This window comes from Paracoccus halophilus (genome assembly GCF_000763905.1).
Classification (GTDB): domain Bacteria; phylum Pseudomonadota; class Alphaproteobacteria; order Rhodobacterales; family Rhodobacteraceae; genus Paracoccus; species Paracoccus halophilus.
Window position 1 is genome coordinate 15,047 of sequence record NZ_JRKN01000022.1, and the last position, 21,315, is coordinate 36,361.

17 protein-coding genes are annotated in these 21,315 nt (G+C 68.0%); 9 read left to right on the forward strand and 8 right to left on the reverse strand.

Annotation, left to right across the window (positions count from 1 at the left end; all coding sequences use genetic code 11):
• Positions 1–155: 155 nt before the first annotated feature.
• A complete protein-coding gene (locus tag IT41_RS13945) occupies positions 156–770 on the forward strand; it encodes a VUT family protein (RefSeq protein WP_036742499.1) in 615 nt (204 codons plus the stop codon).
• 407 nt (positions 771–1,177) lie between these two features.
• Here IT41_RS13945 and IT41_RS13950 read toward each other — a convergent pair whose 3' ends face one another.
• On the reverse strand, positions 1,178–2,359 hold the full coding sequence (locus IT41_RS13950) for an acetyl-CoA C-acyltransferase family protein (RefSeq protein WP_036742500.1): 1,182 nt from the start codon (positions 2,357–2,359) through the stop codon (positions 1,178–1,180).
• 111 nt (positions 2,360–2,470) lie between these two features.
• Between IT41_RS13950 and IT41_RS13955 the strand changes: the two genes are divergently transcribed.
• From IT41_RS13955 to IT41_RS13975, 5 genes are all read left to right on the forward strand, one after another.
• Positions 2,471–2,821 (forward strand): winged helix-turn-helix domain-containing protein, encoded by a 351-nt coding sequence (locus tag IT41_RS13955; protein ID WP_036742503.1) that lies wholly within the window; start codon positions 2,471–2,473, stop codon positions 2,819–2,821.
• Between the two features lie 73 nt (positions 2,822–2,894).
• Complete coding sequence (modA, locus tag IT41_RS13960) at positions 2,895–3,632, forward strand: molybdate ABC transporter substrate-binding protein (RefSeq protein WP_036742506.1); 738 nt, start codon at positions 2,895–2,897, stop codon at positions 3,630–3,632.
• A complete protein-coding gene (modB, locus tag IT41_RS13965; RefSeq protein ID WP_036742507.1) occupies positions 3,629–4,339 on the forward strand; it encodes a molybdate ABC transporter permease subunit in 711 nt (236 codons plus the stop codon). The genes modA and modB overlap by 4 nt, the downstream gene beginning before the upstream one ends.
• Positions 4,332–5,363: a molybdenum ABC transporter ATP-binding protein gene (gene modC, locus IT41_RS13970; RefSeq protein ID WP_036742511.1), complete on the forward strand. Its 1,032-nt coding sequence runs from the start codon at positions 4,332–4,334 to the stop codon at positions 5,361–5,363. Before modB ends, modC begins: the two co-directional genes overlap by 8 nt.
• A 74-nt stretch (positions 5,364–5,437) precedes the next feature.
• On the forward strand, positions 5,438–6,016 hold the full coding sequence (locus IT41_RS13975; RefSeq protein WP_036742513.1) for a transglycosylase SLT domain-containing protein: 579 nt from the start codon (positions 5,438–5,440) through the stop codon (positions 6,014–6,016).
• Between the two features lie 48 nt (positions 6,017–6,064).
• Here IT41_RS13975 and IT41_RS13980 read toward each other — a convergent pair whose 3' ends face one another.
• Entirely contained in the window at positions 6,065–6,661 is a 597-nt protein-coding gene (locus tag IT41_RS13980; protein WP_036742516.1) for a LolA family protein, read from the reverse strand.
• A 102-nt stretch (positions 6,662–6,763) separates the two neighbouring features.
• Complete coding sequence (locus tag IT41_RS13985) at positions 6,764–8,023, reverse strand: UbiH/UbiF/VisC/COQ6 family ubiquinone biosynthesis hydroxylase (protein ID WP_139221725.1); 1,260 nt, start codon at positions 8,021–8,023, stop codon at positions 6,764–6,766.
• A 90-nt stretch (positions 8,024–8,113) separates the two neighbouring features.
• Here IT41_RS13985 and IT41_RS13990 point away from each other — a divergent pair, with 90 nt between their 5' ends.
• The 3 genes from IT41_RS13990 to IT41_RS14000 all read left to right on the forward strand — a co-directional run bounded on the left by IT41_RS13990 (position 8,114) and on the right by IT41_RS14000 (position 13,444).
• Positions 8,114–9,442 (forward strand): amidase, encoded by a 1,329-nt coding sequence (locus IT41_RS13990; RefSeq protein ID WP_036742568.1) that lies wholly within the window; start codon positions 8,114–8,116, stop codon positions 9,440–9,442.
• Positions 9,443–9,565: 123 nt separating this feature from the next.
• Positions 9,566–10,759 (forward strand): aminotransferase class I/II-fold pyridoxal phosphate-dependent enzyme, encoded by a 1,194-nt coding sequence (locus IT41_RS13995; RefSeq protein WP_036742519.1) that lies wholly within the window; start codon positions 9,566–9,568, stop codon positions 10,757–10,759.
• Positions 10,760–10,762: 3 nt separating this feature from the next.
• On the forward strand, positions 10,763–13,444 hold the full coding sequence (locus IT41_RS14000) for a DNA translocase FtsK (RefSeq protein WP_036742521.1): 2,682 nt from the start codon (positions 10,763–10,765) through the stop codon (positions 13,442–13,444).
• A gap of 52 nt (positions 13,445–13,496) precedes the next feature.
• Here IT41_RS14000 and IT41_RS14005 read toward each other — a convergent pair whose 3' ends face one another.
• The 5 genes from IT41_RS14005 to IT41_RS14025 all read right to left on the reverse strand — a co-directional run bounded on the left by IT41_RS14005 (position 13,497) and on the right by IT41_RS14025 (position 21,287).
• Positions 13,497–13,964 (reverse strand): c-type cytochrome, encoded by a 468-nt coding sequence (locus IT41_RS14005; protein WP_036742522.1) that lies wholly within the window; start codon positions 13,962–13,964, stop codon positions 13,497–13,499.
• On the reverse strand, positions 13,961–14,407 hold the full coding sequence (locus tag IT41_RS14010) for a DUF411 domain-containing protein (RefSeq protein ID WP_036742525.1): 447 nt from the start codon (positions 14,405–14,407) through the stop codon (positions 13,961–13,963). The genes IT41_RS14005 and IT41_RS14010 overlap by 4 nt, the downstream gene beginning before the upstream one ends.
• A gap of 78 nt (positions 14,408–14,485) precedes the next feature.
• Positions 14,486–14,827 (reverse strand): hypothetical protein, encoded by a 342-nt coding sequence (locus IT41_RS14015; protein ID WP_139221726.1) that lies wholly within the window; start codon positions 14,825–14,827, stop codon positions 14,486–14,488.
• 65 nt (positions 14,828–14,892) lie between these two features.
• A complete protein-coding gene (locus IT41_RS14020; protein WP_036742531.1) occupies positions 14,893–19,401 on the reverse strand; it encodes a translocation/assembly module TamB domain-containing protein in 4,509 nt (1,502 codons plus the stop codon).
• Positions 19,401–21,287, reverse strand: coding sequence for an autotransporter assembly complex protein TamA (locus IT41_RS14025; RefSeq protein WP_036742534.1), 1,887 nt, complete (start codon positions 21,285–21,287; stop codon positions 19,401–19,403). Before IT41_RS14025 ends, IT41_RS14020 begins: the two co-directional genes overlap by 1 nt.
• Positions 21,288–21,315 lie beyond the last annotated feature (28 nt).

Below are 21,315 nucleotides of genomic sequence, written 5' to 3' on the forward strand. Positions count from 1 at the left end.
CGCGGCATCCCGAAAACCGCACCGCACCCCCCGGCCCAAAGGGGCGCCAACCGGGCGCGCGGCGTTGACTCGGTCGCCAAACTGACCTATCCGCGCCGCTGTCCCGATAAGCGGGGCCGAGTTTTTCCGCAACCTTGTAAAACGGAAGCACAAGCATGTCTCGCATTATTCCCGGCGTCCTTGCCATGGCATTGATCGTCGTGGCTTCGAATATCCTTGTCCAGTATCAGTTGGGCGACTGGCTGACCTGGGGCGCGATCTCCTACCCGATCGCCTTTCTCGTCACGGACATCATGAACCGGGTCTATGGTTCCGAGGCCGCGCGCAGGGTCGTCTACGCGGGCTTCGTGACCGGCGTGCTGTGTTCGCTGCTTGCCGCAGGGCTGGACAAGACGACGCTGCGCATCGCCGTCGCCTCGGGCGCGGCCTTCCTTGCGGCGCAGCTGATGGATATTTCAGTATTCAACCAGTTGCGGAAATACAACTGGTGGCTACCACCCCTTGTGGCCAGCCTGGTCGGATCGGTCGTGGATACCGGCGTGTTTTTCAGCATCGCATTCGCCGCCGAACTGAGCCGGATTTTTCCGTTCGACGATGTTTCCTGGGCAAATGAACAGGTTCCGCTGCTGGGAAGCGGCCCGGTTTCGCCATTATGGCTTTCTCTGGCGGTCGCGGACTGGCTGGTGAAACTCGCCCAGGCGGTGATCGCGCTCATCCCATTTCGCATCGTCGTCGGAAATTTGATCCGGCGCCGGGCGCAAATTCATTGACAGGTCATTTTGCTGTGGCAGGCTGATATTCATACGGCAACATATTGAAAGGAGGTGGTCCAGTGTCGAGAGTGATATTGGAGAGAGGTGTCGGGACAGTCAGGGGGGCCGTGGCCTGAGGGCAACCCCAAGGGTCGTAAGCCCTGGCTGGGACGGTAGGCACCTGCCCTAACCGGACCATCTCCGTGGATCTCGCGAGCCGTTCCCCAGGGGCGGCTCGTTCCATTTTCATCGCCGCGCGTGACAACCGGCCATATCGCCGTTTGCCCGGCCGGCAGGGATATTTGGATGAAGAAGAAACACGCGCACCGCTTCTTCTTCATCCAAATATCCAGACCCGAAGCTGGCAAGACGGACCCCTGCCCCCTGTCGGGAGCAAGGGTCGCAACTTGCCTGTTTGGGACCGGTCAGATGCGCTCGATCGCCAGCGCAATGCCCTGACCGCCGCCGATGCACATGGTGATCAGGCCCTTGCTGCCCGATGTGCGCATCAGCTCATACATCGCCTTGACGGTGATGATGGCGCCGGTCGCGCCGACCGGGTGGCCCAGTGCGATGGCCCCGCCATTCGGATTCACCCTGGCCGGATCGAGGCCGAGGCCCTTGTTGACCGCCAGCGCCTGGGCTGCAAAAGCCTCGTTCGATTCGATCACGTCGAAATCGCCGGCCTGCAACTCCGTCTTTTTCAGCAGCGCCTCGACCGCCGGGATCGGGCCAATGCCCATGACCTCGGGGCGCACGCCGGCGACGGCATAGCCCAGGACGCGGAACAGCGGCTTGGCACCCTCGGCCCTGGCGGCCTCGGCCCGGGCCAGGACCAGGGCCCCCGCGCCGTCATTGATCCCCGACGCGTTGCCCGCCGTCACGGTTCCATCCTTCTGGAACACGGTCTTCAGGGCGGCCAGCTTGTCCATATCGGTCGCTTTCGGGTGCTCATCCGTATCGAAGGACACCACGCCCTTGCGGCCCTTGACCTCGATGGGGACGATCTGCTCCTTGAAATAGCCCTGCGCGATGGCATTGGCCGCCCGCTTCTGGCTCTCCAGCGCGAATTCGTCCTGGGCCTGGCGCGAAATGTCATGCTCGCGCGCGACGTTTTCCGCCGTCACCCCCATATGGCCGGTGCCCATCGGGCAGGTCAGCGCGCCGACCATCATGTCGAGCATCTGCACATCGCCCATCTTGGCCCCGAACCGCGCGGCCGGCACCGCATAGGGGGCGCGGCTCATCGCTTCGGCGCCGCCCGCCACGGCGAAATCGGCATCGCCAAGGATCAGCGACTGCACCGCCGAGACGATCGCCTGCGCGCCGGAACCGCACAGCCGGTTCACATTCATCGCCGGCGTGGTATTCGGCACGCCGGAATCCAGCATCGCCACGCGGGACAGATAGGCGTCCCTCGGCTCGGTGTTCAGGACATGGCCAAAGACGACATTGCCGATCTTGTCGGCGCCGATCCCGGCGCGCTCGATGGCGGCGCGGGTCACGGCCGTCGCCAGCTGGATCGGAGGCACCGCGGCGAGGCTGCCGCCAAAGGTGCCGATTGCGGTCCGCGCCCCCGAAAGGATGACGATTTCGTTGTCAGACATGGTTCATTCCCCCAAGAATTGCCGTCGAAATAATATTACTGCTATCTACCACTGGACGCAGTGAAAAGACTCTGCAATCGCGACCCTACGGAAAAAGGCCAGAACATGCCCATGAGCGACGATCCCCGCCTGAGCCTTCGGCTTCATTTCTCATCCGGGCTGACCTTCGGGCGCGGCAAGGCGGATCTGTTGCAGGGCATCGCGGAAGAAGGCTCGATCTCGGCGGCGGGGCGGCGGATGAAGATGAGTTATCGCCGCGCATGGTCGCTGGTCGAGGAAATGAACGGCCATTTCGCGGCGCCGCTGGTCGACAGCAGCCGCGGCGGCGCGCGCGGCGGCGGCGCCTCGCTGACCGATCTGGGGCGGCAGGTGCTGGCCGATTATCGCGCGCTGGAGGCCGTGCTGCGCGGACAGGGCGCCAGGCCCTTGCAGAGGATGCGGGATGCGCAGCGTTATGAATGAAGGTAAATATCGCTTGCCCGGGCCTTTCCGGCTTGGTTATGTCTGATCGTGCACAACCAAACGGAGCCATCCCATGCGCATGCCGCTGATCGCCGCATTGATCGCCATAGCCCCGACCGCAATGGCCGACGAAATAACCGTTTTCGCTGCCGCCAGTCTCAAGACCGCGCTCGATGAAATCGCCGCCGGGTGGCAGGAAAGCAGTGGCGATACGGTCGTGGTCTCCTATGCCGGCAGCTCGGCGCTGGCCAAGCAGATCCAGCAGGGCGCGCCGGCGGATCTGTTCATCTCGGCCTCGACCGGCTGGATGGACGCGGTTCAGGACAGCGGCGATATCGACCCGGCCACGCGTCGCGACCTGCTGGGCAACACGCTTGTGCTGATCGGCACTGGCACCCCGGCGGCGGCGGCGCCGGCGGATCTGCCCCGGCTGCTGGGCGACGCCAAGCTTGCCATGGCGATGGTCGATTCCGTTCCCGCCGGCCAATATGGCAAGGAGGCGCTGACCTTCCTGGGCCTTTGGGACGCGGTCGCGCCGCAGGTCGCGCAGGCCGATAACGTCCGCGCCGCGCTGAAGCTGGTCGCGACCGGCGAGGCGCCGCTGGGCATCGTCTATGGCAGCGACGCGACCGCCGAGCCGGCGGTTGGCATCGTCGCCACCTTCCCCGCCGACAGCCACAAGCCGATCACCTATCCCGCCGCCCTGACCGAGGGTGCGGATACGCCGCAAGCCGCCGCCTTCCTGGCAAGCCTCTCGCAGGAGCCGGCCCGCTCGATCTTCGAGGCACAGGGTTTCACCGTCGTCCCATGATCGATACCGGCTGGCTCGGCCCGCAGGAATGGCAGGCCGTGCTTCTGTCCCTGAAAGTCTCGGCCGTGGCGACGGTTGTCGGCATGCCCTTTGCCGTCGCCGTGGCCTGGCTGCTGGCGCGGCGCAGCTTTCCCGGCCACGGGCTGCTGAGCGGCATGGTGCATCTGCCGCTTGTCCTGCCGCCGGTGGTCACCGGCTATCTGCTGCTGCTGACATTCGGGACGCAAGGCCCGATCGGCGGGCCGCTGAAATCCCTTGGCATCGTCTTTGCCTTTCGCTGGACCGGCGCCGCCCTGGCTGCGGGGATCATGGGCTTTCCGCTGATGGTGCGCGCCATCCGGCTGGGTTTCGAGGCGGTGGACCCCAGGCTTGAACAGGCCGCCGCCACCCTGGGCGCGCCGCGCGCCTGGATCTTCCTGACCGTCACCCTGCCGCTGATCCTGCCTGCCATGCTGGCCGGGGCGACATTGGGATTCGCCAAGGCGATGGGGGAATTCGGCGCCACGATCACCTTTGTGTCGAATATTCCGGGGCAGACCCAGACGCTCCCCTCGGCCATCTACGCGCTGCTGCAGGTGCCCGGAGGCGAAAGCGCGGCGCTGCGGCTGGTCGCGGTCTCGGCGGTGATCGCCATTGGCGCGGTGCTGGTCTCGGAATGGATGGCGCGGCGCATGAAGGCGCGCCTGCAGGGCCGGGCCGATGCTTGAGGTCGCCTTTCGCCACCGTTTTCCCGGCCTGTCGCTGGATGTCGCGTTCAGCGCCCCTGCCGGCATTACCGCGCTGTTCGGCCCCTCGGGCTGCGGCAAGACCACGACGGTCAATGCCATCGCCGGGTTGATGCGACCCGATCAGGGGCGCATCCTGCTGGAGGGGCGCGACCTGACCGAACTGCCGCCACAGGCCCGCCGCATCGGCTATGTCTTTCAGGATGCAAGGCTTTTCCCGCATATGACCGTGCGCGCGAACCTGCGCTATCCGGCGCGCTGGCGGCGCGGCGCCGGCCGCGATTTCGACCGCATCACCGAAATGCTGGGCCTGGGGCATCTGCTCGGGCGCCGCCCCGCCAACCTGTCGGGCGGCGAGCGCCAGCGTGTCGCCATCGGCCGCGCGCTCCTCTCCGACCCGGCGCTGCTGGTCATGGACGAGCCGCTGGCGGCGCTGGACGCGGCCCGCAAATCCGAGATCATGCCCTGGCTGGAGCGGCTGCGGGACGATACCCGGCTGCCGATCCTTTACGTCAGCCACGCGATTCCCGAGGTGCTGCGGCTGGCCAACACGCTGGTCCTGATGCGGCAGGGCCGCGTCACGCATGCCGCCCCCCTGACCGACGTGCTTGCCGATCCCGATCTGGCCCCGGAACTGGGCCCGCGCGAGGCGGGCGCGCTGATCTCGGCCCGGGTGGTCGGCACCGAGAGCGATGGCATGATCCGCGCCGCGACCGCCGGCGGCGAAATCCTGCTGCCGGCGATGCCCGCGGCCGAGGGGCGGCAATTGCGCCTGCGTATCCTCGCCCACGAGGTGATCCTGTCGCGCGAAGCGCCGCGCGGGCTTTCCGCCCTGAACGTGCTGCCGGTCAGGATCACGCGCATGCGCGACGGGCTGGTGCAGCTTGCGCTTGGCGATGAGCGGATGCTTGCGCAGGTCACGCCACGCTCGGCCAAGGCGCTGGATCTGCGGCCCGGCATCGCCTGCCACGCCATCGTGAAATCGGTCTCGGTGCTGCCCAGCTAGACCCTCTCGAGCCTTTGTCATTTGCGCCGCCCCCGCGATTTCGCTTATGCTCTGCGCAAAAACATGAGGGCAGTATGAACAGGTTTCTCAAGCTGGCCATCGTCGGGATGGTCGCTTCCTGCGGGGCAGGAGGAAGCTACAAGGCACCGCGCAATCTGGATAACGCCTGCGCCATCGCGGCCGAGCGGCCGGCCTATATGCGCGCCATGCAGACGACCGCGCGGCGCTGGAACATCCCGGTTCACGTGCAGATGGCCACGATCTATCAGGAATCGCGTTTCATCGGCGACGCAAGGACCCCGCATCGCTATGCGCTCGGGATCATCCCGATCGGGCGGCAAAGCTCGGCCTATGGCTACAGCCAGGCGCTGGACGGCACCTGGGACGAATATCGCCGCGCCACCGGCAAGCGCCGCGCGCGGCGCAACGATATCCGCGACGCGACCGATTTCATGGGCTGGTACATGGACGGCTCGTCGCGGGAACTGGGGATTTCCCGCAGTGACGCCGCTTCGCAATATCTGGCCTATCACGAGGGGCGCGGCGGCTTTTCCCGCGGCACATATCGCGGCAAGCGCTGGCTGATGGATGTCGCGGCCAAGGTCAGCGCCCGGTCCGAGATCTATCGCCGGCAGCTCGCCTCCTGCCGCTGAGACATGCCGTAGCGACGCCGGGCCATTACTGCCCGCCGGTTCGCCCGCCTATTGACGGCGGGCGATTTCGTTCGGGATCGCGAATTTCGACGGCGGAAAGGAAACCCCGGTGCGCATGTCGCCCAGAATGACCGTGGTGCGCTGCCCGCTTTCATCCGTGACCACCCATTGCCGCAATTGCGTCGGGCTGGCGGTAAAGACCATCTGGATATTGCCATATTCCGGATGCTGCGGGTCCTGGGCGGTGACCACGGTGGTGTTCTTGCGCTCGGCATGGGCGGTGACCATCCGCGCCCGGCCCAGGTTGATATCCGGCGCGAGGATCAGCGACAGCGGCGTCTTGGCAAGCGGATATTGCTGCGGTCCGCCGCGCGACTTGCCGTCGAACACCGCCACCTGCCCGGCCGAGGCCAGCACCAGCGTATTGTCGCCCTTGTATTCGAACCGCACCCGGTTCGGGCGATGGATGAACACCGTCCCGGTCGAGATCGAGCCGTCATTGTTGACCTGCGTGAACTCCGCCTGGGCGGTCTTCAGGCCGTTGAGATAGCGCGAGATCTCGCTGAGCGGAATTTTCTCGGCCAAGGCGGGCAAGACCATGGCGAGGACAAGGACGGGCGCAAGGGCGAGCGATCGGATTTTCATGCGCCGCAGAATACCGTTTCCGGATCGGCTTGCACATCACATTCGCTTGGAGATACGGGCGCAAACGCTCGCCCGGGCGTGAGCCTTTCGGGCCTGTCCCGCCTAGAGCCGCTGCCCGGTCAGCAGGCGCGGCATCGGGTCAAGGCTCAGCCCGGCCGCCTGGCGCATGAAGCCGCGCCGCAGCGGCGGGACCGCATCGACCAGCCCCATGCCCAGTTCGCGCGCCGCGCGCAGCACCGGATTGGCATTGGAAAACAGCGCGTTCACGCCATCCATGCCCAGGGCCAGCGCGGTCGCGTCCGGCCGGCGCCACTGCTGATAGCGCGCCAGCACCTGCGCGGCGCCGATATCCTCGCCCCGGCGGCGGGCGGTAACGATCACCTCGGCCAGCGCGGCCACGTCGCGCAGGCCAAGGTTCAGGCCCTGCCCGGCGATCGGATGCACGCCATGGGCCGCGTCGCCGACCAGCGCGACGCGCGGCGCGACGTAACGCTCGGCCAGGGTCAGGTTCAGCGGATAGGAAAAGCGCGGCCCGGCCAGGCTGATCGCGCCCAGGAAATCGCCAAAGCGCGGACGCAGCACCGCCAGAAAATCATCATCCGGCAATTCCATGATGGCACGGGCGTTTTCCCGCCGCTCGGACCAGACGATCGAGCTGCGATTGCCCGGCAGGGGCAGGATCGCCAGCGGCCCGGTCGGCATGAAATACTGATGCGCCGTGCCCTCATGCGGCAATTCGTGATCGACCGCGGCGACCAGCGCGATCTGGCCGTAATCATGGCCGACGCGCCCGATCCCGGCCCGCGCGGCGGTGCCCGATTGCCGCCCGTCGGCGCCGATCAGCAGCCGCGCACCCAAAACGCGGCCATCGGACAGGGTGGCGCGGATGCCGGCCGGCGCAAGCTCCTGCGCCTCGACCGATATGCCGGGCAGATGGTCGATGCGCCCCCGCATCGCACAGAGCAGCGCGCGATACAGGAACCGGTCCTCGAGCATATAGCCCAGCCGGCCCTCTTCGATCTCGGCCCCGTCGAAATGCAGGCCAAACGGACCCGGCCCGTCGCCGGGCCGGCCCTGCCGCGCCTGAACCTTGCGGATCACCTGCGCCTTCGCGGCCAGATCGTCCCACAGGCCCAGGGCCGCCAGCAGCCGCTGCGAGGCCAGCGCCAGCGCATAGGCGCGCCCGTCAAAGGCGTCGCCGGCGCGGAGATCGGCGGGCCGGGCATCGACCACGGCGAGCGACAGCCCGGCATCGGCCAGCGCCAGCGCCAAAGCGGGGCCGTTCAGCCCGCCCCCCGCGATCACGATGTCGAAATCCGTCTTCATGCTGCGCAATATGACGCGCGCGGGCGTAATGTCCATGCGACAAAGCCGCGGCTTGCGCATTGCAGGCGCCTTGCTGCCCGGATAGCCTGTGCCGGGTGGATCTGCGGGTGATTTCGGGGGATGCGCATGGACTGGCTCAGGGCGCCGGCGGCGGAACAGGGACGGGCGATTCTGGCGGGCGTGCTCAGCCCGATCGACCAGGTCGAGGCCTATCTCGAGGCAATCGCGCGCCACCCCTATGCCGACCGCATCTATGCCCGTACCACCCCCGAGCGCGCCCGCGCCGAGGCCATCGCCGCCCATGATCGCGCCCGCGCCGGGCTGCGGCGCGCCTTGCTGGACGGCATCGCGATCAACTGGAAGGACAATATCGACAGCGCCGGCATCGCGACCGAGGGCGGCTCGCGTTTGCTCGGCGGCCGCAAGCCCGATCATGACGCGGAAATCCTGGCCGGCGCGACGCTGAACGGGCTGGTTTGCCTGGGCAAGACGCATATGACCGAACTTGCCTTTTCCGGGCTGGGGCTGAACCCGATGACCGCGACACCGCCCAACAGCATCGACCCGGCGCTGGCGCCCGGCGGCTCAAGTTCCGGCGCCGCCGTCTCGGTCGCATTGGGGCTGGCGGCGGCGGCGGTCGGCTCGGATACCGGCGGCTCGATCCGGGTGCCGGCGGCCTGGAACGGGCTGGTGGGCTTCAAGCCGACCCATGGCATGGTCAGCAGCAAAGGCGTCCTGCCGCTGTGCCGCCGCTTTGACGTGGCCGGCCCGATTGCCCGCACGGTCGAGGATTGCGCCGAAATCCTGGCCATCCTGCGCGGCGAGAAGGCGGTCGATCTGAATGGCGCGGCATCGCGCCGGCTGCGGCTGATGGTGCTGGACGGCGTGCCGTTCGACGATGCCCGCAAAGCCCCCGTCGCCGCCTTCGAGGAGGCGGTCAAGCGGCTGGCGGCGGCCGGCGCGCGCATCACCCACGCCCAGCCCCCCTGCGTGGCCGAGGCGATCGCGCTGTCGCCCACGCTCTTCGCCCCCGAGGCCTATGGCATCTGGCGCGACCAGATCGAGGACGCGCCGGAACTGATGTATCCGCCGATTCTCGAACGTTTCCGGGGCGGCAGGCAGATCTCCGGCCCGGATTACGTCGCCGCGTGGGAGCAGTTGCACCTCCTGCGCGCCGACTGGGCGCGGATCGTCGCCGGGTTCGACGCGGTGATCCTGCCGACCGCGCCGATCCTGCCCCCCGATGCCGACCGCTTGCTGGCCGAGCCCGGGTTTTTCGCTACCGAGAACCTGCTGACCCTGCGCAATACCCGCATCGGCAACCTGCTGGGTCTGCCCGCCGTCAGCCTGCCCACGGCGCAGCCGGCCTGCGGCATCATGCTGATGGGTCGGGCCGGCGGCGACCGCGCCCTGCTGACCGTGGCAGCCGCGGCCGAGGCCGCGCTGCGCGACTGAACGATTGTCACCACCAAATACCGGGAAACTGTCGGGATTTGGCCGCGAAACGCTGGACGCATTGGCGCAATCCCGGTAATCTCACGACCAACGGGGCGCAACGACCCCGAATGAGAGGCAGATATGGCATCAACCGAGCGGTTCTCGAACCTGCCGGATTACGCGTTTCCGCGCCTGCGGAAGCTGCTCGCGGGTCTTGAGCCCGGCGACACCCCGATGGTCATGACCATCGGCGAGCCGCGCCATGCGCTGCCCGATTTCACCGGCCCGATCCTGGCCGCGCATGTGGCCGAATTCGGCAAATACCCCTCGAACGAGGGCACGCCGGAACTGTTGCAGGCGATATCGGACTGGATCGCGCGGCGTCACCGGATCCTGGTCGCGCCGGACCGGATCGTCACGCTGAACGGCACCCGCGAGGGGCTGTTCAACGCAGCCCTCGCGCTGTGCCCGAATGACAAGAACGGCCGGCAACCAGCGATCCTGATCCCGAACCCGTTCTATCAGGTCTATGCCGTGGCCGCCGCCGCCATCGGCGCCGAGCCGGTTTTCGTCAATGCCACGCCGGAAACCGGCCATATGCCGCGCTACGCCGATCTGGACCCGGCGCTGCTGGATCGCGCGGCCATCGCCTATCTGTGCTCGCCCGCCAATCCGCAGGGCGCCATCGCCGGCGAGGATTACCTCGAGGAGCTGATCGCCCTGGCCGAGCGCCACGATTTCCTGATCCTTTCCGACGAATGCTATTCCGAGATCTGGCGCGCCGCGCCGCCGCCCGGGGCGCTGGCAGTGGCCACGCGGATGGGGCTGGCGGATCGGGTGGTGATGTTCAACTCGCTCTCGAAACGCTCGAACCTGCCGGGGCTGCGCTCGGGCTTTGCCGCCGGCGGGCCGGGGCGGATCGCCCATATGCGCCGGCTGCGCAGCTATGCCGGCGCACCGCTGCCGCTGCCCGCACAGCGCGTCAGCGCCGCCGCCTGGGCGGATGAGGCGCATGTCGAGGCCAGCCGCGCGCTGTACCAGCAGAAATACGCCATTGCCGACCGCGTGCTGGGCAATGTGCCCGGCTACGCGCCGGTAGCGGGCGGCTTCTTCCTGTGGCTGCCCATTCCGGCCGAGATCGGCGACAGCGAGGATGCGGCAAAAAAACTCTGGGCCGAGGCCGGCATCCAGGTTCTGCCCGGCACCTATCTGTCGCGCGATACCGCGCAGGGCAATCCGGGCCGGCACTTCATCCGGGTGGCGCTGGTCGCGTCGGCCGACGAAACCGAGGCGGCGCTGAACCGCCTGAAAAACTGTTTGTACCAAGGGGGTTGACGCATGGCGAGCTGGCAGGCGAAGCACCGCGATCCGTTGTTTGACCAGAACACGCAGGTCGCGCTGCAACGGCGCGGCAAGGAATTGCTGGGCGCGGGTCTGATCGTTCTGGGCGTGCTGATCGCGATGCTGCTGATCAGCTATTCGCCCGAAGATCCCAGCGTCATGTCGGCGACCGACCAGCCGGCGACCAATTACCTGGGCCGGCCGGGCGCCTATATCGCCTCGGCGCTGGTCATGATCACCGGCTACGGCACCTGGGCGCTGGTCCTTGGCGCGGTGGTCTGGGGGCTGCGCCTGATGCTGCATCGGGGCGAGGAACGCATCACGCGCGGCGTCTTCCTGCCGATCGGGGTGGTGCTGGTATCGCTTTACGCGACCTCGATGGCGCCGCCGGCGGGCTGGACGCAAAGCTTTGGCCTGGGCGGCCATCTGGGCGACATGCTGATGGGCGGCATGCTGTCCGCCATGCCGATGCGCGCCGCCATCGCGATCAAGATCCTGGCGCTGCTGACCGCCCTGGGCGCGGTCGCCTTTCTGACCTTTGTGCTGGGTTTCGACCGCAAGGAGCTGACCGCCATCCGCGGCTATCTGCTGAACGGGTTGGCCACCGCGCGGCTGCTGGCGCTGCGGGCGCTGGATCGCGGCGCGCGGATGTCCTCGGGCGCGGCGCGGAACCTGAAATCCCGCTCCGAGGCGCGGCGCGAGCGGGTCGGCCGCGCTGCTTCGGCCAGTCTGCCGCAGCCCGGAATGGCGCATGATGCCGCCCTGCCGGGGCTGGGCCGGGCGCCCGCGCCGCTGGCCCATGACCGCGCGCTTGAGCCGGAACTGGTCGAGCCGGAAACCCATTACGACGACGATGACGAGGCCCCCAGCAACGCCGCGATCAGCGCCCGGATCAGCGATGCCATCCGCCAGCGCACGGAACGCGGCGACGGCAAGAGCCTGCTCTCGGTGGTGACCTCGCGCCTGACCGGAAGCCGCGCGCCGCTGCCGCGCGTCGAGCCGCCGCTGAGCATGGACGAGGACGGCCACGACCTGCCGCCGCCGGCCACCGCCGAGCCCTTTGGCGCCGAAACGGCGCGGGTGGTGGTGCCGCCGAAACGGCCCGCCCCGGCCTCGCGCCAGGCGCAGTCCGAGGCGCAGCCGGCGCTGCGTTTTGACGATGCCGCCAGCCAGTACGAGCACCCGCCCCTGTCGCTGCTGGCCGCCCCCGATACCGTGCAGCGCCATCAGCTTTCGCAGGAAGCGCTGATGGAAAACGCCCGCATGCTTGAGGCGGTGCTGGACGATTACGGCGTCAAGGGCCAGATCACCGAGGTCCGGCCCGGCCCGGTCGTCACGCTTTACGAACTGGAACCCGCGCCGGGGCTCAAGGCCAGCCGGGTGATCGGTCTGGCCGATGACATCGCGCGCTCCATGTCGGCCCTGTCGGCGCGGGTCTCGACCGTGCCCGGGCGCAGCGTCATCGGGATCGAACTGCCCAATGCGCGGCGCGAAAAGGTGGTGCTGCGCGAAATCCTTGCCTCGAAATCCTATGGCGACGGCACGCAGCCGCTGCCGCTGGCGCTTGGCAAGGATATCGGCGGCGGCCCGGTGGTCGCGAACCTGGCCAAGATGCCGCATCTGCTGATCGCGGGCACCACCGGCTCGGGGAAATCCGTGGCCATCAACACCATGATCCTGAGCCTGCTTTACAAGCTGACGCCCGATGAATGCCGGCTGATCATGATCGACCCGAAAATGCTGGAACTCTCGGTCTATGACGGCATCCCGCATCTGCTGTCGCCGGTCGTCACCGATCCGAAAAAGGCCGTCGTCGCGCTGAAATGGGTCGTCGGCGAGATGGAGGAGCGCTATCGCCGGATGTCCAAGATGGGCGTGCGCAATATCGAGGGCTATAACGGCCGCGTCCGCGAGGCGCTGGCCCGCAACGAGATGTTCCGGCGCACGGTCCAGACCGGCTTTGACGAGGATACCGGCGAGCCGGTCTTCGAGACCGAGGAATTCCAGCCCGAGACCTTCCCCTATATCGTCGTCATCGTCGACGAGATGGCCGATCTGATGATGGTCGCCGGCAAGGAGATCGAGGCCTGCATCCAGCGCCTTGCGCAGATGGCGCGGGCCTCGGGGATCCATCTGATCATGGCGACGCAGCGGCCTTCGGTCGATGTGATCACCGGCACGATCAAGGCGAACTTCCCGACCCGGATCAGCTTTCAGGTCACCTCGAAGATCGACAGCCGCACGATCCTGGGCGAACAGGGGGCCGAGCAATTGCTGGGCCAGGGCGACATGCTCTACATGGCCGGCGGATCGAAAATCACCCGCGTCCATGGCCCCTTTGTCAGCGACGAAGAGGTCGAGGAAATCGTCAACCATCTGAAAAGCTTCGGCCCGCCCAGCTACATGTCGGGCGTGGTCGAAGGCCCGGACGAGGACCGCGCCGACAGCATCGACCAGGTGCTGGGCCTGTCCTCGGGCGAAGGGGGCGATGCCGAGCTTTACGACATGGCGGTGGCGATCGTCGCCAAGGACCGCAAATGCTCGACCAGCTATATCCAGCGCAAGCTGGCCATCGGCTATAACAAGGCCGCGCGGCTGGTGGAGCAGATGGAGGATCAGGGCGTCGTCAGCTCCGCCAACCATGTCGGCAAGCGCGAGGTACTGGTCCCCGAGGTCTGACGCACGGGACCTTGCCGGATGGCTTCGGGCCGGGTCAGCGACCCGGCCCGTGTCATTCCCGGTCCAGCCGGTCGTGGCGCGCGCGGATACCGGCCGGCCAGGTCGATTTGATATAGCTGAGCACCGCGACGATCTGGTCATCGCTCAGCAGGCCGTCATAGACCGGCATATCGGTCAGGTAATCCGGGTCGTCGATCATCGCGCCGATACCGAATTTCGTCAGATCGAACAGCAACTGGCTGTCGTGATGCCAGGTATGGCCGTTCTCGTCATGGGGCGGCGCCGGCAGCCGGCCATCAGGCAAGGGCCGCTTCCAGTCGGGCTGGCCGGCCAGATCCGCGCCATGGCAGGCGGCGCATTGGGCGGCATAGATCTCGCGCCCTTGGGCGACGACGCGGGCGTCATCGGCGCGCAGGCGCAGCTCTCCGGGGGCGGAGGTCCAGACCAGCCGGGCCCCCGCCGCGATCAGGGCGATGGCGGCCATGCCGGCCACCGCCCGACCCAGCAGGCCTCGGTTCATTTGCCCCGGACTTGCTGATAGATCGCGCCCTCGCCGGCATCGCCACCCCAGGCGACCACATCATAGCTGGCGGCGGGGTCGTCGCCCATGCCGGGCGAACCAGCGGGCATGCCCGGGACGGCGATGCCGCTGATGTCGGGCCGGGTCTCAAGCAGCCGCGCGACGGCGTCCAGCGGCACATGCCCCTCGATCACATAGCCGCCGATACGGGTGGTGTGGCACGACCAGAAGGCCTCGGGCACGCCGGCTTCCAGCTTGGTCGCCGCGATATCCTCGGTCTCGACGGTGGTGACCTGATAGCCGGCCTCTGCGGCCAGATCGGCCCAGGCCGTGCAGCAGCCGCAATAGGGGTCCTTGTGCAGGGTCATCTGGGTATCCTGCGCCAGAACCGGCAGAGCCATGGTGGTGAACAGGGCGACAAGGCCCGCAATCTGGGTTTTCATCGGAATCTTCCCTTGAATGGATGTCTGAGCGCGCCGGGCCGCGCCGCAAGCGGCAGCCGGCCGGCAGGAACCGGATCGTCAGAGCGCGATCGGCGGGCGCAGATCCAGCGCGGGCTCATATCCGCGTGGCAGGTGCCGCGCGGGCGGCCCGGCCATCCGGCGCATGGCGGTTGCAGGCGCGGCAAGGGTCAGAATGCCCGGCAGGGCGGTCAGGCTCTGGCAGGAAAAGCCCTGATGCGCGCCGCTGTCGCAGCACCTGGCCATGCCCTCGTCGCTCGCCATATCCGCGACCGCCTGCATGACCGGCATGGCCGCCATGCCCGGCATCCCGGCCATGCCGCCATCCCCCCGCTCCGCCGCCGCATGCAGGGGGCTGAGCAGGACGAACAGCAGAATCACAAGGCCGCGCAAAACTGGCATGCCGCCAAGATATGCCCCCGCCCCCGGCGGCGCAATGCGACACAAGCGCCTAAGCGGGCCCGCCGTCAGTAGTCGCGTTCGTAGAACAGGCCGATGGTGCTTTCCCCCTCGCTATCGACCGAGCCGCGCGTGGTCAGCGTGTCGGACATGTCGAGGTTCAGGTTCAGCCGGGTCTTGCCGTCGGCGCCGACCTGCACATCGGTATAGACGTTCTCGGTCAGGTATTTGCCCGCCCGGACCGAGACATTGCCCTCGTCATCGGTGGTCAGGTCGAGATCGTCGAGCCCGGTCGAGGCACGCAGCCGCCCGACGATGCCATCGCCGCCGCGCCCGGCCAGCGTCGCCACCGCGCTGGCCAGCTGGGCGGCCTGCAGCGGGCTGATCTTGTCCAGACCGCGACCGAAGAGCAGCTGCGACAGCACCTCCTCCTCCGGCATTTCGGGCGAGGCTTCAAAGGTGATCTCGGGGTCGCGCGCCTCGCCGTCGATAATGATGCGGGTGGTGATGCCGTCCTGCAGGGTCTGGGCGACGAGCCGGATCACCGGGATCAGGCTGCCCTGCATCTCGATCAGGCCCTCGGTCAGGTCGAAGCGCTTGCCCAGCAGAGCCACCCGGCCGCGGATCAGTTCCAGCTGGCCGATGGGAATGGGCTGGCGCGCGTCGCCGGTCAGGCGGATCTCGCCGCCCAGTTCGGCATCGACGCCGCGGCCGCGCACAAAGACCTGATCCGGGGCCGAGAGCAGCAGCTCGAACCGCGCTGCCTGCGCCGGCGGCGTGGCGGGCGGGGCCGCCATGCCGGCATCCCTGGAGGCTTGGCTGGAGAATTCCAGCAGCCCGGCCTTGGCCCGGGTCTGGCGCTGCGGCGGCCGGTCCGAGAGGTGGCGGATATCGGGGATCGACTTGGCGCCGCCCAGCCCGGTCGAGGGGATGCGCAGTTCCGCCCGCGCGACATCGATCCGCCCCGAGACCAGCGGCCCTTCGCCCAGTTGCCCCGCGACATTGATCCGGGCATCGGCATTGACCTCGTAAAGACTGGGATCGCGCAGCACGACATCGCTGGCCTGCACATCCAGGTTCATGCTCCGGTCGCCGGTCAGGTTCACCGGGCCGGTCACCGTGATCACGCCGCCGGCGGCGACGCCGCCGCGCACATCGACATCGATCCGGCCACCGTTGAAATCGGCATTGGCGTTCAGATCGTCGATGCGCAGGCCGAAGCGCGGCTCGGCCAGCCGCCCGCCGCTCAGCGCGACCCGGCCACTAAGCGATTCCAGCCCCGGCCGGCCATTGATGCGCAGATCGAAATTCAGCGGCCCCTCGACGCTGCGGGTGCGCAGAAAGGGGTTGGCGGCGGCGGCATCGCTGCTGCCGCTGATGCGCAGATCGGCGCTGGACAGGTCGGTCGCGACCGAGCCCGTCGCACTGGCCTGGCTGCCGCCCGGGCCGCTGGCCGTCAGGTTCACGTCATAGCTGGTGCCGGTATTGCGGATCGTGCCGCCCAGCGTGGCGGCGCCCGGAAAGCCCCGCGCCACCAGACCCAGATCGTTCAGCCGCGCATCGAGGTTCAGCCCCTCGGTCGGGCTGCCGTCGCCGGTGACGCTGAACTGGCCGTTGCCGGCGCGCAGGCGGTCCACCTTGAGGCTGCCATCGGCAAGTTGCCGGGCGGTCAGGTCCAGGCTGGTTTCCCCCGCCAGCACGGCATCGGCCTGCGGATTGCCGATCGCCAACCCGCGCGCATTGCCCTGCGCGGTGATCGTGCGGCCGCCTTGCGGCTGGTCCGCGACCCGGCCCGAGGCGTTCAGCGCCCCGCGAAAACCCCGGCCCAGAAAGCGCAGGTCATCGGCCTGAAGCGTGGCGGCGACATCGGTGGCGCCCTGCCCCACCCGGCCATCGGCCGACAGGTTCAGGCGCGGGTTCGCGACACGCGCGGTCTCGATCGTGAAGACGCCGTCACGCTCGACCCCCTTGACGGCCAGCTCGGTCTCGCCGGCCAGCGCGCCATCGACCTGCGCCTGGCCAAAGGACAGATCGCGCGCGGTGCCGGTCACGTCCAGAAGCCGCGCGCCGCTGCCATCGCCCCGGAAGGCGCCCTGCGCCTGCAGCGCGCCGCGCCAGCCCTTGCCGAAACTGGCCAGCGAACGGATATCGACGCGGCCGGTCAGGTCGGTTTCGGCGCGGCCGATGCGGCCCTGCGCGCTGGCCAGCATCTGGTCGTTCTTCAGGTCGAACGTCTCGATGGTGATGTCGCCGTTCTCTTCCTCGGCGGTCAGGGTCAGTTCGGTATTGCCGGGCAGCGCACCGTTCACATCCTGCTGACCAAGCCGCAGATCGGTGCCAAGGCCGGTCAGCTCGATCCGGCGGGTCGCGCCCTGTTGCGAGGCCGTGGCCTGCGCGGTCAGCGCGCCCGAGAGCCCCCGCCCCAGCACCGTCAGGTCGGGCATCGAGACATTCAGCCGGCCGTCCACCATCTGCGCCGAGAAATTGCCGCTGCCGGTGGCGCTGACCTGCGGATTGGTCAGCTGGAACTGCTGCACGTTATAGGTGCCGGCATTCTCCAGCGCCTCGACCAGCAGCGTGGTCTCGCCGGCCAGCACACCGTCCAGCTCCGCGATACCCAGGGCCACATCCGCGGCGGTGCCGTTCAGGCTGATCGCGCGCTGGCCGTTGGGACCCGAGACGCGCGCCTCGGTGCGAAAGGCCCCCGTCCAGGCGGGATCGGCGACCGACAGGTCGGGCATTTCCACCAGCGCGGTCAGATCGGCGGTATTGCTGTCCAGCCGGCCCTGCGCCTGCGCGGTCAGGTTCCGCGCGTTCACCGTCAGGTTGCGCAGATTGATCCCCGTCCTGTCGCGCCGCGCGCTGAGCGCGATCCGCGACTGGCCCGCCAGCATGCGGTCCGCATGGTCCTGGCCGATGCCGATATCGTTGCCCTGAACCAGCGCCTCGATATCGAAGCCCTTGCCCAGAAGCGCGTAATTGCCCTTGATCTGCATATCCGCCGTGCCCGACAGATCGCGCCCGGCCAGCGCAGAGAAACGCGACAGGTCGCGATGTTCGGCATTGATATTGCCCGACAGCGTGATGCCGGTGGCCAGGCCCGCGACCTCGGTCTCGCCGGTAAAGCGGAACGCGTCGCCATTGATGTTCATGCCCCAGAACTTCAGCGCATTGCCGGGGCTGAAGGCAAAGTTGAGACCGCCGTTCAGCGTATCGCCCAGGGCCTGCGCCTGCGCCGGATCGGCGGGTTCCAGATCGGTCATGCCGAAGGCGATCCAGCCGCGGATCTCGCTGAGCGCCTGTTCGTCGGTCAGCACCACCCGGCCGCGCCCGCCCAGTTCCAGTTCGGACAGCGAGATATCGTCGCGCGAAATATCCCCGACCACACCCTTGAGCGCCCAGCCCGAGCCCTGGGCCGCCTCGTAATCCAGCCGCAGATTGCCCGTCTGCACGGTCGTCGGCTTGTCCGCCCAGGGCAGCAGCGCGGGCAGCTGCGTCGCCCCCGCATCCTCGCCCAGAAGCAGCGTCAGATGCACGCTTTCCGGCGCCCCCCGCCCGGTGGTCGCCAGATTGCCGTCCAGCTTCAGCGCCTGGGTGGTGACGTTCAGCGACGGAATCAGCAGCCGGCCGTCATCGCCGCGCCAGCCCTCGGCCAGAAGCTGCGACTGACCGCCGAAGAACGCCTTGTGCTGCGGCGGCGCCAGCGCCGCGACATCGCCGCCCAGTTCCGCGCGAAAGCCGGTGCCGGGCGCGCCGCCGCGTTCCTGCGCCATCACCGCGACCGCGCCGGTGACGCGCGGCTGGCCGTCGGTCGCCAGCGAAATATCGGCCGAGAAATCCGACAGCGGCCCCTGGCCCTTGATCGCGGCCTGCACGGCCGGGCGGCCATGCAGCTTGACGATATTGCTGAACAGCCCGTCGGCATCCTCGTCCAGCGTCAGGTCAAGGTTCAGCATTCGGGTTTCATTGGAAAAATCGGTCTCGAGCGCGAACTGCCCGCGGGGCCCGTCGACGCGATCGATGGTCAGCTTGGTGCTTCCCTCGCCATCGGCCAGGTTCATTGCGCCGTTGATCGCCAGCACCGCCTCCTGGCCAATGATGCCGGCGCCGAGCTCGACCCGCTCGACGGCGATCTGTTCGATCGCCACCGAGACCGGCAGTTCCGGCAGCGAAAACTCGGTCGCCTCGGCCTGCGGCGCGGCGTCCTTGCCGGCGCCGGGCAGGCGCGGCAGGATGATGCGTTCGGCCGAAAGCTCGTTGATCATGACCCGGCGGCCCAGCAGCGCGCTGCGGGTCCATTGCATGGCGCCGCCCTCCAGCGTCAGCCAGACGCCGTCATCGTCGGAAATGGTCATGCGATCGAAGGTCGCGCGCGAGGACAACGCGCCCTGAAAGCCGTCGATCACCACGCTGCGCCCGGCGCCGGACAGTTTCTCCTCGAGGAAGCTGGTGATGAAGCCCTTGTCGTCCTCGGCCTCCTGCGAGATTTCGGCGGCGCTGTCCTGCGCCTGCGCGGCCAGCGGCACGGCAAGGGCCAGACAAAGGGCGAAAAGGATTCGGTAAGCAAGATCGCGCATCAGAATGCCTGCCCCAGTCCGATGTAAAGCTGAACCCCGGAATCGTCGTCATAGCCCCCGCCCACCGGCGCCGCGAGGTCGAAGCGCAGCGGGCCGATGGGCGTCTTGTAGCGGATCCCCGCACCCGCCCCCGCATGCCAGTCGCTGTCGCCGGAAAAGCCGTTATCGGCCCAGACCCGCCCGGCATCGGCAAAGATCGCCATGCCGACCTTTTCGCGGATCTGGATGCGGGCCTCGGCGGTCAGGTTCGCGACGCTCAGCCCGCCGGTCTTGACCCGGCCATCCTCGCCCTGGATGACGCGCACGCCCAGCGATTCATAGGGCTGGCCGCGCACGGTGCCGCCGCCACCGGAAAAGAACAGGTAGTCGCGCGGCGTTTCGTCGATCTCCGAACCGAAGACCGAACCCAGCCGCCCCCGCCCGGCCAGCGTGAAGCGGTCATCGGTCCCGAAACTGTAATAGACGCGGCCCTCGGCGATGGTCTGCGCGCCGCTGCCGGTTTCATCCTGCAAGCCGGCAAAGGGCACCACCTTGCCCGAAAGCCAGTAGCCGCGCTTGGCATCGGTGGGCTCGTCGCGCTTGTCCCATTCGACCGAGGCGGGCAGCGCGAAAAGCCGGAAATTGGTGCGCCCGGATTCGTCGTCGACGCGCAGCGCGCGGTATTGCAGCGCGATATCTGCGGTCAGCTCGTCGCTGGGCAGCCAGATGAAGCCAAAGCCGAAGGTGCCGGATTTCAGATCATAGTCATCCTCTTGCTCGCTTTTGACCTCGGCCTGCACATAGGCGGTGGTATCGGCGTTGATCGTCGCGGGCCGGTCGATGCGCACGCCCAGCCCGTAATCCATGCCGGTGCTGCCGCCGATATCCGAAACGCTGGCATCGACGCGCAGCCGCTCGCCGCCGCGAAACAGGTTGCGATGGATCCAGTAGCCGGTCAGCGCCAGCCCCTCGGTATTGGAATATTCGAAACCGGCGCCCAGGCGGCGCAGCTTTTGTTCGACCACCAGCAGATCCACATCCAGCGTGTCGTCGGGATTGACGTAATCCGCCTCGCTGAGCGTGATGGCCGAGAACACGCCCGAGCGGCGCAGGCGCTTGCGCACGTCCTCAAGTTCTTCGGGGTCGAAACGCTCACCCTCGGGAAAGCCGGCGATCTTGCGCAGCCGGCGCGGGTCCATGCGCTTGTAGCCGCGAATGGTCATGCTGCCGAAACGCAGTTCGGGACCGGGGGCCATGGTGATGCGGCTGTCCACGCGGTTGATCGCGTGATCGGCGATGATGTCGGTCGCCGCGACCTCGGCCTTGGCATGGCCGACATCGCGCCAGCCCTCGACCGCGCTGGCGGCGGCGGCCTTCATGTCGCCGGTGCGCGCGATCTCGCCCCGGCGGTAGCCGCTGGGCAGTTCGGTGCCCGGCGCGACCGGGCCGATATCGGCGCGGCTGTATTTGAAGATCGGCCCCGGCGTGACCGAGACCTCGACCCGGCGGACCAGTTCGGGCGCGTCAAGCGGCGCGATGGTCGCGGCCTCGACCCCGTCCAGCTTGATGTCGATGAGGCCGGAATAATAACCCTCGTCGTAAAGCACGCCCAGGAACCGGGCATAGTCCCCGCGCGCGGCGGCCAGCATGTCCTGCCCGGTCACGCGCCCCTCGTCCTGCGCGCTGACCAGGAGCGAGGTGGCGCGCAGCGCCCGCAGCAGCCCGTCATCGCCGCCGTTCATGCGGAAATCAAGATCGACGGGCGAGGCCTCGTTGCCGTCCGAGCGACCGAACCAGCCCGAAAAGGGCGAGGATGAGGACGGGCCCGAGGATTGCGCCAGCACCATGCCGGCACCGGTCCCAAGCGTGATCGCGACAACCGTTCCCGCCCTGAGCCAGGCTTTCATTACCACTCCTGCCGTGTTTCGCGAGTTT

Bases quoted from the DNA above. Each gene is read 5' to 3' on its own strand.
- IT41_RS13945 (WP_036742499.1), top strand. From the start codon at position 156: ATGTCTCGCATTATTCCCGGCGTCCTTGCCATGGCATTGATCGTCGTG.
- IT41_RS13950 (WP_036742500.1), bottom strand. From the start codon at position 2,359: ATGTCTGACAACGAAATCGTCATCCTTTCGGGGGCGCGGACCGCAATC.
- IT41_RS13955 (WP_036742503.1), top strand. From the start codon at position 2,471: ATGAGCGACGATCCCCGCCTGAGCCTTCGGCTTCATTTCTCATCCGGG.
- modA (WP_036742506.1), top strand. From the start codon at position 2,895: ATGCGCATGCCGCTGATCGCCGCATTGATCGCCATAGCCCCGACCGCA.
- modB (WP_036742507.1), top strand. From the start codon at position 3,629: ATGATCGATACCGGCTGGCTCGGCCCGCAGGAATGGCAGGCCGTGCTT.
- modC (WP_036742511.1), top strand. From the start codon at position 4,332: ATGCTTGAGGTCGCCTTTCGCCACCGTTTTCCCGGCCTGTCGCTGGAT.
- IT41_RS13975 (WP_036742513.1), top strand. From the start codon at position 5,438: ATGAACAGGTTTCTCAAGCTGGCCATCGTCGGGATGGTCGCTTCCTGC.
- IT41_RS13980 (WP_036742516.1), bottom strand. From the start codon at position 6,661: ATGAAAATCCGATCGCTCGCCCTTGCGCCCGTCCTTGTCCTCGCCATG.
- IT41_RS13985 (WP_139221725.1), bottom strand. From the start codon at position 8,023: ATGGACATTACGCCCGCGCGCGTCATATTGCGCAGCATGAAGACGGAT.
- IT41_RS13990 (WP_036742568.1), top strand. From the start codon at position 8,114: ATGGACTGGCTCAGGGCGCCGGCGGCGGAACAGGGACGGGCGATTCTG.
- IT41_RS13995 (WP_036742519.1), top strand. From the start codon at position 9,566: ATGGCATCAACCGAGCGGTTCTCGAACCTGCCGGATTACGCGTTTCCG.
- IT41_RS14000 (WP_036742521.1), top strand. From the start codon at position 10,763: ATGGCGAGCTGGCAGGCGAAGCACCGCGATCCGTTGTTTGACCAGAAC.
- IT41_RS14005 (WP_036742522.1), bottom strand. From the start codon at position 13,964: ATGAACCGAGGCCTGCTGGGTCGGGCGGTGGCCGGCATGGCCGCCATC.
- IT41_RS14010 (WP_036742525.1), bottom strand. From the start codon at position 14,407: ATGAAAACCCAGATTGCGGGCCTTGTCGCCCTGTTCACCACCATGGCT.
- IT41_RS14015 (WP_139221726.1), bottom strand. From the start codon at position 14,827: ATGCCAGTTTTGCGCGGCCTTGTGATTCTGCTGTTCGTCCTGCTCAGC.
- IT41_RS14020 (WP_036742531.1), bottom strand. From the start codon at position 19,401: ATGCGCGATCTTGCTTACCGAATCCTTTTCGCCCTTTGTCTGGCCCTT.
- IT41_RS14025 (WP_036742534.1), bottom strand. From the start codon at position 21,287: ATGAAAGCCTGGCTCAGGGCGGGAACGGTTGTCGCGATCACGCTTGGG.